This window comes from Ruegeria sp. HKCCSP346 (assembly GCF_017872595.1).
Lineage (GTDB): Bacteria > Pseudomonadota > Alphaproteobacteria > Rhodobacterales > Rhodobacteraceae > Ruegeria.
Genome location: NZ_JAEDOT010000003.1, coordinates 328,567 through 344,138, shown reverse-complemented (window position 1 = coordinate 344,138; position 15,572 = coordinate 328,567). Strand labels below are relative to the sequence as shown.

Here is a 15,572-nt window from a genome sequence, read left to right as displayed (position 1 = left end):
AGCGTAACCGCCGCTTCCGCCGCGTCCCAGCGCCTCAGCAGCGCCGGTGAAGGGGGTTCTAAGTATAACAAACAAATCCCGCAAGCGGAAAATACACAAAAACAGAAGAAATTCTTGAAAAGTTCATTTATCAAGCAATTACAGATACTTAAACCGGATCAATCAAGCGCACTGCCGCCGATAACTATGTAAAGGCAGGTCAGAATTCCCGGTTCAGCGCGTTATGCACATGATTACCCACAGCCTCACGTCCGAGTCAGGCGGAATCGGCCCTGTTGGACCGGAAAGACAGGTTGGGAATCGGCAGGCGCAGGACAAGCAGGGCGATAATGGCAGCCAGGTAAGCAAGCGGCTCGATCTGAAATCCTTTTGCCAGCAAGAGGTAATGCATCGCCCCCAACAATGCGGCCGCGTAAACGAGGTGGTGCAGCTTGCGCCAGCGCGGTCCCAGTCGGCGCACAGACCAGTTGTTGGAGGTCAACGCCAGCGGAAGCAGAAGAAGAAACCCCGCCATGCCGACTGTTATGTACGGGCGTTTGAGGATATCCGCCCAGATCTGGCTGGGAAGCTGCACATCCAGAACCAGCCACACAAGAAGATGCAACGCGACGTATACAAACGTGAGCACCCCGATCGCGCGCCGAAACTTCATCAGGTTGAGGCCGACATGCCGGCGCAGGGGTGTGACCGCCAGACCGGCAATCAGCAACTGAAGGGCCAGTTCCCCATATCTGTGCTCCAACGCCTCAATCGGTTCGACCCCCAAACCACCGGTCAAGCCAAGATAAAACAGCCAGGGGGCGGGCAACGCCCCCAGCAGATAAACGGCCCATACCGGAATACGGCGGAGTGTCTGGTTCATCGCCGACATGGTTTTAATAATTCTTGGCCAGATCCATGCCTTCATAAAGGCTGGCGACCTCTTGTTCATAGCCGTTGAACATCAGGGTCGGCTTACGTGACGCGAAAAGCCCGCCCCCGATCTCGCGCTCTGAAGCCTGAGACCAGCGTGGATGGTCCACGTTGGGGTTCACATTGCTGTAGAACCCGTATTCGCGTGGATTGGACATGTTCCAGCTGGTGGGCGGTTCATCCTTTGTGAGCGTGATCCGAACAATCGACTTGATCGATTTGAAGCCGTATTTCCAAGGAACGACCAGACGCAAGGGCGCACCGTTCTGGTTGGGAATTGGGCGGTCGTAAATTCCGGTTGCCATGATTGTCAGGGGGTGCATCGCCTCATCCAGGCGCAATCCCTCTCGGTACGGCCAATCGAGAACGGGAAACCGCGTTCCCGGCATTTCATCCGGGCGATAGGCCGTCTCAAAAGCCACATATTTCGCGCCGTCTTGCACGCCCGCCATATTGAGAAGGTCGGCCAGCTCAAATCCGTTCCATGGAATTACCATCGACCAGGCTTCCACACAGCGAAAGCGGTAGATCCGCTCCTCTATCGTCATCTCGGACAGGATGGCCTGAAAATCATAGTCGCCGGGGTGGTCGACCAGACCATCAATCGTGACGCTCCAGGGTTCGGTCACCAGCGTATGAGCATATTTCGCCGGGTCATCTTTCCCGGTCCCGAACTCATAGTAGTTGTTGTAGGTGGTGATCTCTTCCCACGTGTTCGGCTCCAACCCATCTTGTGCTGCCGCCGGTTTGGCCATCGCAGTCAGGCTGACACCAGCTAGCCCGGCCATAACCTGCCGCCGGTTGAGGAACGCCGCCCGGGGGGTGACGTCTGCATGTGTCAAAGTATTGGTCCAGCGATGCGCCATATGGGTCTCCGTCATCTTCAGTGGTCGCTATTGACGTAGTGTGCTGATAGCACAGAGCCATGGAAACAGGCGTAACGATTGAGCGAAGTGATTGTAACGTTCCATTGTAACAGGGCATTCGAGTAACGTTTTCAGCACCGAAAACCATAGACTCGAGAACTTTTGGAGCCCGGCGGAAAACTGCGGTTTTCGTGGATTACCGTCAGAACACGGGCACAAAACTTTACAACTGCGGGCGCAAGGCTGCACTCTGTCAGGTGGGCGCCACGCCAAGCCGAACGCGAGGCAAGGCTGCGAGTGCAGCCTTTTGGCCGCAATGGGAGGAAGAAAAATGTGTGATATCTGCGTAATGAATGCCGTCAAAGACAAGATGCTGTCTCGTCGCGGGTTCTTCAAAGCTGCCGCAGCTTCGGGTGTTGCAGCAGCCGCAACCGGAGCCGTCGCGCCGCAAGCACTGGCGGCCGGGCATGGCGGTGTCGAAGATATGACCCATACGCTGAGCCCGGATTTCCCGACATGGGGCGGCGAACCCGGCATTTCGGCCGAGCAGGCTTTCAACTTTGCTGATCACGGCTTCAATCTGTTCAACCTGTCAATCAACGAACATACGGGCACGCATATCGATGCGCCGCTTCACTTTTCGGCGGATGGGACGTCGGTTGATGAAATCCCCGTCACGGATCTGGTCGCCCCCTTATGCGTCGTGGACATCGCCGCCCGAGCGGCCGAGGACGCTGACACGCGCGTCACCCCGGACGATCTGAAAGCCTGGATTGCGGCCAATGGTGATATTCCTGATGGTGCCTGCGTGGCGATGCATTCCGGATGGGCAGGCAAAACCGCCACGGATGAGTTCCGCAATTTCGACGGCGAAGCGCAGCATTACCCGGGCTTCCACGTTGAAGCCGCGGAGATGCTGATGGAGGAGACCGGAGCACGATCAATTGCCGTTGATACCCTGTCCTTGGATCACGGCATGTCCGCAGATTTCGCGACACATTACGCGTGGTTGCCGTCAGGCCGGTTCGGGATCGAATGTCTGGCTGGGCTGGATCGCGTGCCTGCGTCGGGTGCAACGCTGGTGATCGGCGCACCCAAGCACCAAGGCGGCACCGGCGGGCCGGCGCGGATCTTTGCATTGATCTGACAAATGCCCGGGCGGCCGACCAGCGCCCGCCCGGCCATCTTTCCGGTAGGGCCAAACTTCTGCCACAGTTGCAGACCAAGACGTCGTGCGTTCTTGATCTGTTCGGGACACCAGCCTTCATGTTGCTTAGACCCCTTGTTGTTTTTTTGTCTTTGCTGTGCGGATCGGCATTGGCTGATGTGCAATCGTGCAAAAAGCTGTTTGAGCGCGCGCCGCAGGTCCTGAGCGATCTGAATCAGATCGGGTCTGAAGTTTATGAAGACAGCCATCCGGGCCTCGGCTATTCCGCCACTTTTGCAGACCCATCTTCCAAGATCACGGTTTTCTTCTATGACCATCAACAAAGGGACGTCTCATCTGAAATGGCCCTTGAAAGCTTTAAACAAGCTGCACGCGATATCGCTGCAATAGCTGCGCGGCGCGGTGCCGAGCTTGGTGAAATCAACGCCTATCAGTTGCGTGATCCGTCGCAGGTGTTGCCGTATCGGGCCGAGGCCAAAGCATCAGATGGCCTGTCCGAACTTCTGGCAGTCGGCGTCGTGGACAATTGTATTGTGAAGCTGAGGTTCACGGCCCAGTTTCCAATGGAGAAAGCGCAGGTCTGGATGAAGGTCCTCAGTGATTATCTGAACAAAGGCTATGGAAAGCCGACATGAAAAAGGCCCGCCAAAAAAGCGGGCCTTTCAGTTCACGGTGTCAGATCAATGCACCACGGCATCGTCCGGGCGCGGTCGCTCGGAAGTTCCCAAACGATCACCGATGATCAAACCATCTTGCCCGGCGGTGACCGGAACGATGTCACCATCCTTGATTTCCCCGGCCAGCAGAGCTTCGGCCAACGGGTTCTGCAACGCGCGCTGGATGACGCGTTTCAGCGGGCGGGCACCGAAGACCGGGTCATAGCCTTCATTGGCCAGCCATACCTTGGCGCTGTCATCCAGGGCCAGCTCGATCTTGCGGGCGGCCAGACGTTTTTGCAGACGTGCCATCTGAATATCGACGATGCCATCCATATCGGCACGCTTGAGGCGGTCAAAGATGATCGTTTCGTCCAAACGGTTCAGGAACTCGGGCCGGAAATGTGCCCGGACTGCATCCATCACGTCGCGCTTGGCCTGTGAACTGTCCGCACCTTCGGGCAGCTGGCTGAGCGCCTGAGACCCAAGGTTCGACGTCAGGATGATCAGCGTCTGTTTGAAGTCCACGGTGCGGCCCTGACCATCGGTCAGAACGCCATCGTCCAGAACCTGCAACAGCACGTTGAAAACATCCGGGTGCGCCTTTTCGACCTCGTCGAACAGCACGACCTGATAGGGCCTGCGCCGCACGGCTTCGGTCAGCACACCGCCTTCGTCATAACCGACATAGCCCGGAGGGGCACCGATCAGACGGGCGACCGCGTGTTTCTCCATGAACTCGGACATGTCGATGCGCACCATCGCGTTGTCGTCATCGAACAGGAAATTCGCCACGGCCTTGGTCAGCTCGGTCTTACCCACGCCAGTCGGCCCAAGGAACAGGAACGAGCCCAGCGGGCGGTTTTCGTCATTCAGACCCGCACGAGCACGGCGTACTGCATTGGCTACAGCGGTGACAGCCGCATCCTGACCGATCACGCGCGAATGCAGTTCTTCTTCCATCCGCAGCAGTTTCTCGCGTTCGCCTTCCAGCATTTTGGCGGTCGGGATGCCCGTCCAGCGTTCGACAACGCTGGCTATCTGTTCCGGACGCACCGTTTCCTCGGCCATCATGGCGTTGCTTTCGGCATTCTCGGCCTCGGACAGCTTTTTCTCAAGCTCGGGGATGATGCCATAGGACAGCTCACCCGCCTTGGCGAGGTTGCCTTCGCGCTTGGCGATTTCCAGATCGGCCCGCGCCTTGTCGAGCTGTTCCTTCAAATCCCGCGCGCCAGCCAGCTTGTCGCGTTCGGCCTGCCACTGCGCAGTCATCTCGGCGGATTTTTCCTGAAGTTCTGCTAGATCCTTCTGCAAGGTTTCCAGGCGATCCTTCGATGCCGCATCGTCTTCCAGCTTCAGCGCCTCTTCCTCGATCTGCATTTGCAGAATCTGGCGATCCAGCTGATCGAGTTCCTCAGGCTTGGAATCCACCTCCATCCGCAACCGCGACGCGGCTTCATCGACCAAGTCGATGGCTTTGTCGGGCAGGAACCGGTCGGTGATATAGCGATGCGACAGGGTCGCCGCCGACACCAACGCCGAATCCGAGATGCGCACGCCGTGGTGCAGCTCGTACTTTTCCTTGATGCCGCGCAGAATGCTGATCGTGTCTTCGACCGTCGGTTCCTGAACCATCACCGGCTGGAACCGGCGCGCAAGGGCCGCGTCTTTTTCGACGTATTTGCGATACTCGTCCAGTGTGGTCGCACCGATACAATGCAGCTCACCCCGGGCGAGCGCGGGCTTGATCAGGTTGGCGGCATCCATCGCACCATCCGATTTGCCCGCGCCAACCAGCGTGTGCATCTCGTCGATGAACAGGATGATCTCACCCGCGGCCTCGGTCACCTCGGTCAGAACAGCCTTGAGGCGTTCTTCGAATTCACCACGGTATTTCGCACCGGCAATCAGCGCACCCATGTCGAGCGCAAGCAGCTTCTTGTCCCTCAGCGATTCCGGTACGTCGCCGTTGACGATGCGCAACGCCATGCCCTCGGCAATCGCGGTTTTACCGACGCCAGGTTCCCCTATCAGAACCGGGTTGTTCTTGGTGCGGCGCGACAGAACCTGCATTGAGCGGCGGATTTCCTCATCCCGCCCAATGATCGGGTCAATCTTGCCTTCAGCCGCAGCTTCAGTCAGATCCCGCGCATATTTCTTGAGCGCGTCATAGCCCTCTTCCGCCGACGCTGTGTCAGCAGTGCGACCCTTGCGGATGTCATTGATCGCTTCATTCAGCTTCTGGGCAGATACCGCACCGGCCTCCAAAGCCTCCTTGGCTTTGGATTTCACCATGCACAGCGCCATCAAAACGCGTTCAACGGGCACAAAGCTGTCGCCCGCCTTGGTGGCGATCTTTTCGGCCTCGTCCAAAACCTTGGCCGTCTGGCCGTCCATGTAAATCTGGCCGGCATCACCGCTGACTTTCGGGATCTTGCCCATGGCAGCGTCAAGCGCCTCGACCACGCGGTTCGGCGCGCCGCCCGCGCGTGTGATCAGATTGCTTGCCAGCCCCTGATCGTCATCCATCAATGCTTTGAGTATATGTGTGGGCTCCAGCCTCTGGTGCCCCTCGCGCAGCGCAATGGTCTGCGCCGCCTGCACGAACCCCCGTGCCCGTTCAGTGAACTTGTTCAAGTCCATGATATTCTCCTTTTCCAAGCGCCCCGTTTTGATGCGCCCGCCTGGCGGCACGCGTCGGTCGAAGCCTCACATTCAATCTGGGAAATACCTTTGCCGGTTCAAGAGGCTAGAGAGTGAAAAAACGCCTCAACCACGCGGAATCGTATAGACAGTGTAGCCCCCGGTTTCGGCCACCTGCTGGGCATCGTTCGTCTCGACCAGCGACTGCGCGGCGGCGCTGCCCGTGGGGCAGGATACAAGATCGGCGGTGTGGTCGAGGAAATTGCCGGTAAAGGTGGTTTCTCCGGTCAACTGGCACCAGTCATCTTCGGACCGATAGCCCCGAACAAGATACAAATCATCATTGGTCGGGGGCGGCGCGGCGCCGGTTTCGGTCTGTGGCGGCGTGTCGTCGCAGGCGGCCAGCGTGGCGACGACGGCCAGCGGAACAAGGTGCTTCATGGTCTGTCCCTTTGATGCAATTTTCGTTTCAGAGTGGCAGCACCATAGCACAGTTGGGACAAAGCGAGGACACCGCTGGCTCCTTTGTCAGCTGTGGGCGTCAACCGCCTTCGATCTGCCGGATCAGCTTTTGCGCCTCGTCATCGCCCTGCTCGGCCGCGAGGCGAAGAAACCTCAGCGCCTCTTCGACATCGCCGATTTCATAGAGCAACCGGCCGAATTTGCGCTGCGATTTCACATCGCCAAGCTTTGCGGCCCTGCCCCAGAACAACAGGGGCGCTTCCGTGTCCTGAGGCACACCGTCCCGCCCGTGATAGGTCAAAGACCCGAGATTGTGCAGCGCCACGACATTGTCCTGCTTGGCGGCCTGGAAATAATAATCCAGCGCCTGTTCGATGTCTTTGGAGTAGCCGTTCTCGCCGATCTCGTAGATGTAGCCCAATCGCGCCGCGGCATCGGCGCTGCCGTTTCGGGCCGCCATCTTCAGATAGTCGACCGCGCGCTGCATATCGCGCGGGACATGCGTTCCTTCGCGATAGATTACGCCGAGGTGCAGCTGAGACGGCTCATATCCGAAGAACGCAGCCCTTTCATAATAGTACAGCGCCTTGTCGATGTCGGGCGCAACACCTTTCCCGTTCTCGAAGCCATACGCGACGTTGTGCATGCCCATCGGCAGAGCGCTTTCAGCAGCCGCCATGTACCAGGCAAACGCGGTCTCGTGGTCCTCGGGAACGATCTCGCCATCACTATAGAGCGAAGCGAGCGTGTTCATCGCCAGCCCGCGGCCCTCCATCGCGGCCAGTTCCGAAAACTCGAGCGCCATTTCCAGCTTGCCGCCCTTCATGAGCGCCCGGCCAAAGGCGGCCACGACCTCGGCATCGACATCCTGATCTTTCAACAGCAGATCGGCGCAGATCGCCATCGCATTCTCGGCGTCCATGTCGGCCCATTTCACCCCGTCGAAATAGGGCGACTGCCCCGGAGCGGCAGCGGCCATCAGGCAGTCATACTCTCCGTCCGAATAGTCGGGGTCCTGCGGTGGATCGTCGGGGTTGGGTTCCGGCCGGGGGCGCAGGTCGGAAACCCGCAGGCGCCGTTGCGGTTCCTTGGGGTCGTCGGCCTTTGCCGGCGCAGAGGCCTCGCCGGTCAGCCCGACCAGCAGATCGCGCGCCAGCTGCGAATAGATCGGGCAATCGGCGTAGATCCGTGAAAAACTCTCGATCGCCGTCGCCGACCCGCTGTCCTTGACGTCCGCCCAGACCAGTCGGGCCTCGCCGCAATCCGTTTCATCGGCCCAGACCGCGCCCGCCCCGACCAGAACAGCCGCCGAGGCCACCACACCCAACCGTATCATCCCGTATTTTCCTGCGTCTTTTCTTGTCTCAATGCGTCACACGCTCTACAGAAGCGCCGATCCCGTCAAGCTTGAAAGGTCGATACAATGCTCCAAACCGCCGATGACCGCCTGATCGTCGCCCTCGACGTCCCCAGCGCGCTGGAAGGGCTGAAGCTGGCCGAGACGCTAGGCGACGCCGTTTCGTTCTACAAGATCGGCCTGGGCATGCTGACAGGCGGCGGGCTGGCACTGGCCAATGAGCTCAAGCAGGAACACGGCAAGCGCATCTTCCTGGACATGAAGCTGTTCGACATCGGCAACACGGTGGAAAACGCGGTGCGGGGGCTGGCGCAGTTCGATCTGGATTTCCTGACCGTGCATGGCGACCCGCATGTGGTGCGCGCCGCCAAGGAAGGCGCGGCGGGCAAGGATCTGAAAATCCTGGCGGTGACCATCCTGACCTCGCTGAACCGCGACGACCTGGATGCCGGCATGATGAAGGCCGGCGACGTTCAGGACATGGTGGTGGAACGCGCCGCCCACGCCTTCGAGGCCGGGGCCGACGGCGTGATCGCCAGCCCGCAGGAGGCCGCCCTGATCCGCGCCCTGCCCCAGGCGAAGGGCCGGCTGATCGTAACCCCCGGCGTGCGTCCGGCAGGCGCGGCACTGGGCGATCAAAAACGTGTGGCCACACCTGCCAGCGCCATCCAGGACGGGGCGGATCATATCGTAGTTGGCCGCCCCATTTATCAGGCCGAAGATCCAAAATCCGCGGCCGCGGCCGTTTTGACCGAGTTAAATTCTCTGAAAACGTGATGAGCAGGATCATCGTTTCAACAGGGATTCACGCTGAAAAAACCGCCGCAACAGGTTGACCTTACGTCAGTTTTTCGCGAATCCGCGCCAAATCGTCCCTGTGCCAGAAAACACACATTCAAAAAGCGAGTTTCTGAAAAGCGCGCCAAACCCTATCTCAACCGGAAAATCTTAGCGATTCTCAAGGGGATTTACTCCCCAACGAACCTACTCTTCCTGAGGTTCGTTACTTCCCCCCGCGAAGCGCGGGGGGTTTCTTTTCTCTGAATGATCTTTGATCGATATCACTGGATGATATAAGGGACCCCCAAGACAACTGCGGAACACATGAGGACGCAGATGCCCGGTCTTTGCCGAGATTGCCTGACCCCTTTGACGAACGAACGGCGCTGCACGGCCTGCGGCAGCCCCAGGGTAAAGTCTCATCCCGAACTGTTTGATCTGTCCATCGCACATATGGATTGCGATGCCTTCTATGCTTCGGTGGAAAAGCGGGACAATCCGGAACTGGCAGACAAGCCTGTCATCATCGGCGGCGGCAAACGCGGTGTTGTATCCACGGCATGCTACGTGGCCCGAATTCGCGGTGTGCGATCCGCCATGCCCATGTTCAAAGCGCTGCAACTGTGCCCCGATGCCGTCGTGATCAAACCACGCATGTCCGTGTATGCCCAGGTGTCACGGGACATCCGCGCCATGATGGACGAACTGACACCAGTGGTCGAACCCCTGTCCCTGGACGAAGCTTTCATGGACCTGTCCGGCACCGAACGCCTGCACGGAGCCCCCCCGGCCGTCATGCTGGCGCGCCTGGTCAAACGCATGAAGGATGAACTGGGTGTGACAGGATCCATCGGGCTGAGTCACAATAAGTTTCTGGCCAAGGTTGCCTCGGACCTCGACAAGCCCCGTGGGTTTTCGGTGATCGGCAAGGCCGAGACGGCTGAGTTTCTGAATGACAAACCCGTACGATTGATCTGGGGTATTGGCCCCGCTGCGCAGGAATCACTGGACCGGGCAGGGATTCGAACCTTCAACGACCTGCTGCGTTGGGATCAGGAGGCTTTGACTGTGCGTTTCGGCTCGATGGGGTATCGCCTGTGGCATTTGGCACGGGGTCAGGACAAACGACGCGTTTCAGCCCATGAACCGATGAAATCCATCAGCAATGAGACCACGTTTTTCGAGGACACCGCCAATATTGATATTCTGGACGGACATTTGTGGCGCATGGCCCTGAAGGTCTCGGACCGGGCCAAGGCCAAGGATCTGGCTGGCCGGGTCGTTACGCTGAAGCTGAAGAAAGCCAATCACAAGATTCTGACACGGCGCGTGTCATTGCGGGACGCAACGCAGATCGCGGACAAAATCTATCGCACCGCAAAAGGGCTTTTCGATCAGGTGGGGGATCAGGGGCCATACCGCCTGTTGGGGTGTGGCCTGTCTGACCTGTGCCCGGCGGATCAGGCTGACATCTCCGGCGACCTGCTTGATCCCGGCGCCGTCCGCAGATCACAGGCCGAGCGGGCCACCGACCAGATCCGCCAGAGGTTCGGCCCGGAAGCAATCGTGAAGGGCCGCGCTTTGCGCTAGTTTCATTCCGCCGCCAGACGGAGAGGTTTTGAACCGATTCTGGATATGTCGCGCACCACCTGCCGAAGGAGTTTCGAAAACGTCATGAAATTGGCGTTCGGCGCAATCTTTTCTTCGTCCATATACAAGGCCCGGTCGATTTCAATCTGGATCGCGTGTTGCTGGCGGGTGGGGCGGCCGTAAGTCTGTGTCACATAGGCCCCGGCAAACGGGGCGTTGCGCACCACATTCAGACCTGCCGCAGCAAACGCCGATTCGATGAGGTCCACGATTTCGGACGAGGCCGACGCACCGAACCGATCACCCAGCACGATCTCGGGCCGATTGTTTCGGGTTGTACCGGCCATGGCTACCGCCTCATGCGGCATGGAGTGGCAATCCACCAGTATGGCCTGGCCGAATTTCTCGTGTGATTCGGCCAGCAGGGATTTCAAACGTGCATGATAGGGGCGCCAATAGGTGTCGATGCGCAGCCGCGCCTCGTCCATGGTCAGCTTGCCGCTGTAGATTGCCCGTCCATTGGCCACAACGCGGGGTATCACACCCAACCCTGATGCGACCCTGGGGTTGTGCCCATGCCTGCGGGCACCGCTGATCAGCGCCGGGTCCAGTTCGTCCAGACTGCGATTCAGGTCCAGATAGGCGCGTGGCATGGTCGCTTTGATCAAAGGCGCGCCATTCTCGGCTGCAGCGGCAAACAATTGATCCACGAAGGCGTCTTCCGAGGATCGAATCACGCTTTGATTCAGAACGGACCGCTTCAAAAACGCTTCGGGATAATTCCGCCCGCTATGAGGAGATGAAAAAACCACGCATGAACTGCGGTTTTCCGGCATATCCAATACAAAGGCTGCGTTTTGCATGATCCCTCCATGTTCGCAATCAACATAGACCGGAAAATAGTTCTACCAAACCCCTTGAACCCCTTTGCGACTCCTTTTATAGACCCCGCTACCGGCGCGGGGTTCCGCGCCCCATTTCGTTATGGGGCTGGGCACGCAAAGGGAAAGTGGGCGGTTAGCTCAGCGGTAGAGCACTTCGTTGACATCGAAGGGGTCACAAGTTCGATCCTTGTACCGCCCACCATGATTTCACTGTTCCGGAGATCCGGGACACCCGAGTAACCCAGGCGCTGGCCACGTCCTTGATGAAGGCGCCGCAGATTGGAGACAGACCATGAAGGTCAAGAACTCGCTCCGCTCGCTCAAGAATCGGCACCGCGACTGCCGTGTTGTGCGTCGCAAAGGCCGCGTCTACGTTATCAACAAGACGCAGCGCAAGTTCAAAGCTCGCCAGGGCTGAGAACAGCAAAACACCGTTTTAGAAAACCGCGCCCTTGAGCGCGGTTTTTTTGTTTTCTGCACCTGTGGGCCTGACGTGCTACCCTTGCTTCGACATTGCGGAGTGTGAAACCCATGCGCGAACACGGCATCGACGTACTGGTGGGAACGACCAAGGGAACGTTCATTATCTCTGGTGATCAGAACAGGTCAGATTGGAAAGTGACGGGCCCGCATTGTGAAGGATGGCCGATCAACCACGTCATCGGCGACAAGGAAACGGGCACGATTTGGGCCGGGGGCGGTGGTGACTGGCATGGCGCCGGAGTCTGGTGTTCCGAAGACGGCGGTGTGACTTGGCAGGTCGCAAAACTCACCAAGGGCCAAATGGACGAGTGGGCCGCCAACGACCAGGATTTTGCCCAGATGATCGGCTGGACCGGAGAACCCGCACCATTCGCCGATGAGTTTTCGCAGGTCTGGTCTTTGCGTTATCAACATGGAACGTTGTACGCAGGCACAAAACCGGCCCGCCTGCTAGCCAGCCACGACAATGGTCGGACATGGGACACGCTTGAGGGCCTGACAAACCACCCCTCGGCACCCGATTGGAATCCCGGCGGTGCGGGGCTGGTCCTGCATACAATCGTGACTGACCCAAATGATTCGAAAAAGCTCTGGGTCGGCATTTCCGCTGCGGGTGTGTTTGCAACCGAGGATGGTGGCGCAAGCTGGGAGCGGCGCAACAGATTGTCCAACGCCGAATCTTGCACGCATCATGATCATCCCGCTGCCCCCAGGGATGGTGAAACCGGTCATTGCGTCCACAACATGGTTCAAGCTCCGGGAACCGCGGATTTGCTGTACCAGCAAAACCATCACGGTGTTTGGCGCTCGGCCGACGGAGGGCGCAGTTGGGATGACATCACCGAAGGCCTGCCATCCACCTTTGGATTTCCGATTCATGTGCACCCACGTGATCCGGACACGATCTGGACATTGCCTTTGAACGGAGACAGCATCGGGCGCTATCCACCGGATGCCGCCGCGGCAGTTTGGAAATCCACAAACGGAGGCGCAACATGGCAAGACCAGCGACGTGGCTTGCCGCAAGAAAGCTGTTTTTTCACTGTTCTGCGACAGGCCATGGCCGGAGACCGCCGAGACCCCGCCGGTATCTATTTCGGGACCAACAGCGGCTCGGTTTTTGCCAGTGTTGATGAAGGGGACACATGGACGGAAGTCGCCCGCCATTTGCCCACGATCCTTGCAGTTGAGGTACTTGATCGTGAGTGATCCAGACACTGCCGTGTGACGCGGCTCTTTCCGTTCAACACAACTCGCGCCCGCCCCCAACAAGCCTCGCAAGGGTGCCTGCGCTCATTTGACCAAGTAAATCTGTCGGATTTTCTTGCATCTCGCTGAGAATCGTATAATTGAGCAAATCAGTCGGGTTATCAACCGACGCGAAATTCAATTGTTGGGGCAAACTATGCTGAAATCCACAACCTGCCTGGCCGCCGCTCTGTCGGCATTGATCGCAACATCAGCCGCAGCTGAAGGCGAGCTGAACCTTTATTCCTCGCGCCACTATGACACTGACGAACGTCTTTACACGGACTTCGAAGAAGCGACCGGCATCAAGATCAACCGGATCGAAGGCAAGGCGGATGAATTGATCGCGCGCATGGAAGCCGAAGGCGCGAACTCTCCGGCGGATATCATGCTGACGGTCGACACGTCTCGCCTGGCGCGTGCCAAAGATGCGGGCATTCTGCAAGCCATCGACAGCGAAACCCTGGAGGAGCGCATCCCCGCCAACCTTCAGGACGAAGACAACCAGTGGTTCGGCTTCTCACAGCGCGGTCGGATCATCTTTTACAACAAAGAAAACGTTGCCAATCCGCCGGCCACTTACGCAGACCTCGCCAAGCCGGAATACAAGGGCCTGATCTGCATCCGGTCCTCGACCAACACCTACAACCAGACCCTGCTCGCCTCGATCATCACACATGAAGGTACCGAAGCTGCAAAATCCTGGGCGGAAGGCGTTGTCGCCAACATGGCCCGAGACCCGCAGGGAGGTGACACCGACCAGCTGCGTGGCATCGTTTCGGGTGAATGCGACATCGCTGTATCGAACACCTATTACTATGCACGGGCTATCCGCAAAGACGTCAAAGGCCTGTCCTCTGACCTCGACAAGATCGGCTGGGTCTTCCCCAATCAGGACAGCTATGGTGCGCATATGAACCTGTCGGGCGGTGGCGTCGCGGCACACGCGCCGAACAAGGAAAACGCAATCCTGTTCCTCGAGTATCTGGCAAGCGATCAGGCGCAGAAGTACTTCTCGGCGGGCAATGACGAATTCCCGGCAGTACAGAGTGTTGAGCTGGCGGAATCGGTAAAGGCCCTGGGTGAGTTCAAAGCTGACGACGTGAACCTGTCGGAGGTCGCAAAGAACATCCCGGAAGCACAGAAAATCTTTAACGAAGTCGGCTGGAAATAATCCACCACCTCATCAAGAGCTTGCGAAGGGCGCGGAGTTTCTGCGCCTTTTTCATTTACAAAATCGAATTTTGTATTTAACTTTTCCCGAAATTGAAAATTTTTCTCATTTGTGACCCATGCTCGACAACCTCTCAAACCGCCTTGCCGTCCGTTTGAACGATCTCCGCCACGGGCGCGGGTGGTCCCTGGATCAACTGGCCGCCCACAGCGGAATCAGCCGCGCCACGCTGTCCCGCATGGAGAAAGGAGAGGTCAGCCCCACCGCTGAGAATCTTGGCCGCCTCTGTGCCGCTTATGACCTGCCGATGTCCCGGCTTTTGATGATGGTCGAAGACAGCTTTGACCCCAAGGTGGCGTTTGAACGCCAGACCGAATGGCGTGATCCCGAAACCGGCTTTACCCGCCGTGCAGTTTCACCGCCTGCAAACGGCTTGAACGCCGAGGTCGTGGAATGCCACCTGCCGCGCGATACGGTCATCACTTACGAGGCGCCGCCCAAATCCGGGCAGGAACACCATCTGATCCTGATCGACGGCGCACTGACACTGACAGTTGACGGAACCCCCCATGCGCTGAGCGCCGGAGATTGCCTGCGCTATCACCTGTCGGGCCCAACCCGGTTCGAAACCGGGGAATCTCGCGGTGCGCGTTATCTCTTGGTGCTGATATGATCTCGCGTCTGACCGATCTCGATTTCAGCGCGGCAGTGGATGATCTGGCGGAAATCCTCCACGCCTGTGTGCATGACGGGGCCAGCATCGGCTTTGTCCTTCCGTTTACCGAGAGTGACGCACGAAATTACTGGCTGCAAAATGTTCGTCCCGGGCTGAAATCCGGTGCGTTGGAGCTGTTTGCCCTCCACGACAACGGGCGCATTCAGGGCACGGTGCAACTGATCCCCGCGACCATGCCCAATCAACCGCACCGCGCTGATGTCGCGAAACTTCTGGTGCACCCGAACGCCAGACGGCGCGGTTTTGGCCGCGCCTTGATGGAAGCCCTCTTTCAACGAGCGACAGAGTTGGAGCGCACGATGCTGGTTCTTGATACCCGCAGCACCGATCCTTCTCGATTGCTTTATCTGGACCTGGGGTTTCAGATCGCCGGGGAAATTCCGAACTATTGCCGGAACCCGTTCGAAACCAGACTGGAACCCACGACTTACATGTATAAAGAGCTGTCAGCCTGACGCCAAACAGCGACCGTATGACCGTGGATCATGGATTTTCCCCAGTAGTCCACGCGAAGTCGTGCGAAAGGTCCGGGGCATTCCCATGCCGCGCTTTTTCGCGGCGTGCGCTGCAACCAGGCCTGAACACAGCGGAACTCAATCGCCCGGCCACCTGA

Annotated in this window: 16 protein-coding genes and 1 tRNA gene; 11 read left to right on the top strand and 6 right to left on the bottom strand. The window is 58.5% G+C overall.

Annotation, left to right across the window (positions count from 1 at the left end; genetic code table 11):
• The coding region (locus I9185_RS12855) for a hypothetical protein (protein ID WP_209834106.1) at positions 1 to 192 on the top strand (192 nt) is incomplete at its 5' end.
• 64 nt (positions 193 to 256) lie between these two features.
• On the opposite strand, the gene msrQ is transcribed toward I9185_RS12855, so the two are convergent.
• Positions 257 to 871 (bottom strand): protein-methionine-sulfoxide reductase heme-binding subunit MsrQ, encoded by a 615-nt coding sequence (gene msrQ / locus I9185_RS12850; protein ID WP_209834108.1) that lies wholly within the window; start codon positions 869 to 871, stop codon positions 257 to 259.
• Between the two features lie 4 nt (positions 872 to 875).
• Positions 876 to 1,778, bottom strand: a complete 903-nt coding sequence (msrP, locus tag I9185_RS12845) for a protein-methionine-sulfoxide reductase catalytic subunit MsrP (protein WP_210093248.1) — start codon at positions 1,776 to 1,778, stop codon at positions 876 to 878.
• A gap of 331 nt (positions 1,779 to 2,109) precedes the next feature.
• On the opposite strand from msrP, the gene I9185_RS12840 reads away from it, so the two are divergent.
• Both I9185_RS12840 and I9185_RS12835 read left to right on the top strand, forming a co-directional pair.
• Positions 2,110 to 2,925, top strand: coding sequence for a cyclase family protein (locus I9185_RS12840; protein WP_209834110.1), 816 nt, complete (start codon positions 2,110 to 2,112; stop codon positions 2,923 to 2,925).
• 170 nt (positions 2,926 to 3,095) lie between these two features.
• Entirely contained in the window at positions 3,096 to 3,581 is a 486-nt protein-coding gene (locus I9185_RS12835; protein ID WP_170347369.1) for a hypothetical protein, read from the top strand.
• Positions 3,582 to 3,626: 45 nt separating this feature from the next.
• Here the strand turns inward: I9185_RS12835 and clpB are convergent, their stop codons facing one another.
• The 3 genes from clpB to I9185_RS12820 all read right to left on the bottom strand — a co-directional run bounded on the left by clpB (position 3,627) and on the right by I9185_RS12820 (position 8,043).
• On the bottom strand, positions 3,627 to 6,245 hold the full coding sequence (gene clpB / locus I9185_RS12830) for an ATP-dependent chaperone ClpB (protein ID WP_210093247.1): 2,619 nt from the start codon (positions 6,243 to 6,245) through the stop codon (positions 3,627 to 3,629).
• Between the two features lie 126 nt (positions 6,246 to 6,371).
• Entirely contained in the window at positions 6,372 to 6,686 is a 315-nt protein-coding gene (locus tag I9185_RS12825; protein ID WP_171635763.1) for a hypothetical protein, read from the bottom strand.
• A 100-nt stretch (positions 6,687 to 6,786) separates the two neighbouring features.
• Positions 6,787 to 8,043 (bottom strand): tetratricopeptide repeat protein, encoded by a 1,257-nt coding sequence (locus I9185_RS12820; RefSeq protein ID WP_210093246.1) that lies wholly within the window; start codon positions 8,041 to 8,043, stop codon positions 6,787 to 6,789.
• A gap of 87 nt (positions 8,044 to 8,130) precedes the next feature.
• Between I9185_RS12820 and pyrF the strand changes: the two genes are divergently transcribed.
• Positions 8,131 to 8,841 (top strand): orotidine-5'-phosphate decarboxylase, encoded by a 711-nt coding sequence (pyrF, locus tag I9185_RS12815; protein WP_210093245.1) that lies wholly within the window; start codon positions 8,131 to 8,133, stop codon positions 8,839 to 8,841.
• A gap of 339 nt (positions 8,842 to 9,180) precedes the next feature.
• On the top strand, positions 9,181 to 10,434 hold the full coding sequence (locus I9185_RS12810; protein WP_171635755.1) for a DNA polymerase IV: 1,254 nt from the start codon (positions 9,181 to 9,183) through the stop codon (positions 10,432 to 10,434).
• Between the two features lie 2 nt (positions 10,435 to 10,436).
• Here I9185_RS12810 and I9185_RS12805 read toward each other — a convergent pair whose 3' ends face one another.
• Positions 10,437 to 11,297, bottom strand: coding sequence for an N-formylglutamate amidohydrolase (locus tag I9185_RS12805; RefSeq protein WP_210093244.1), 861 nt, complete (start codon positions 11,295 to 11,297; stop codon positions 10,437 to 10,439).
• Between the two features lie 148 nt (positions 11,298 to 11,445).
• Between I9185_RS12805 and I9185_RS12800 the strand changes: the two genes are divergently transcribed.
• From I9185_RS12800 to I9185_RS12775, 6 genes are all read left to right on the top strand, one after another.
• Positions 11,446 to 11,520, top strand: a tRNA-Val gene (locus I9185_RS12800).
• A gap of 90 nt (positions 11,521 to 11,610) precedes the next feature.
• A complete protein-coding gene (ykgO, locus tag I9185_RS12795; protein WP_005648635.1) occupies positions 11,611 to 11,736 on the top strand; it encodes a type B 50S ribosomal protein L36 in 126 nt (41 codons plus the stop codon).
• A 113-nt stretch (positions 11,737 to 11,849) separates the two neighbouring features.
• Positions 11,850 to 13,010 carry a sialidase family protein gene (locus I9185_RS12790; protein WP_210093243.1) on the top strand — a complete coding sequence of 387 codons (1,161 nt, stop codon included), beginning with the start codon at positions 11,850 to 11,852 and terminating at the stop codon, positions 13,008 to 13,010.
• A 196-nt stretch (positions 13,011 to 13,206) separates the two neighbouring features.
• Positions 13,207 to 14,223, top strand: a complete 1,017-nt coding sequence (locus I9185_RS12785; RefSeq protein WP_171120613.1) for a Fe(3+) ABC transporter substrate-binding protein — start codon at positions 13,207 to 13,209, stop codon at positions 14,221 to 14,223.
• 118 nt (positions 14,224 to 14,341) lie between these two features.
• Positions 14,342 to 14,896: an XRE family transcriptional regulator gene (locus tag I9185_RS12780; protein WP_210093242.1), complete on the top strand. Its 555-nt coding sequence runs from the start codon at positions 14,342 to 14,344 to the stop codon at positions 14,894 to 14,896.
• Positions 14,893 to 15,414, top strand: a complete 522-nt coding sequence (locus tag I9185_RS12775) for an N-acetyltransferase (protein ID WP_171635747.1) — start codon at positions 14,893 to 14,895, stop codon at positions 15,412 to 15,414. Before I9185_RS12780 ends, I9185_RS12775 begins: the two co-directional genes overlap by 4 nt.
• The last annotated feature ends 158 nt before the right edge of the window (positions 15,415 to 15,572 follow it).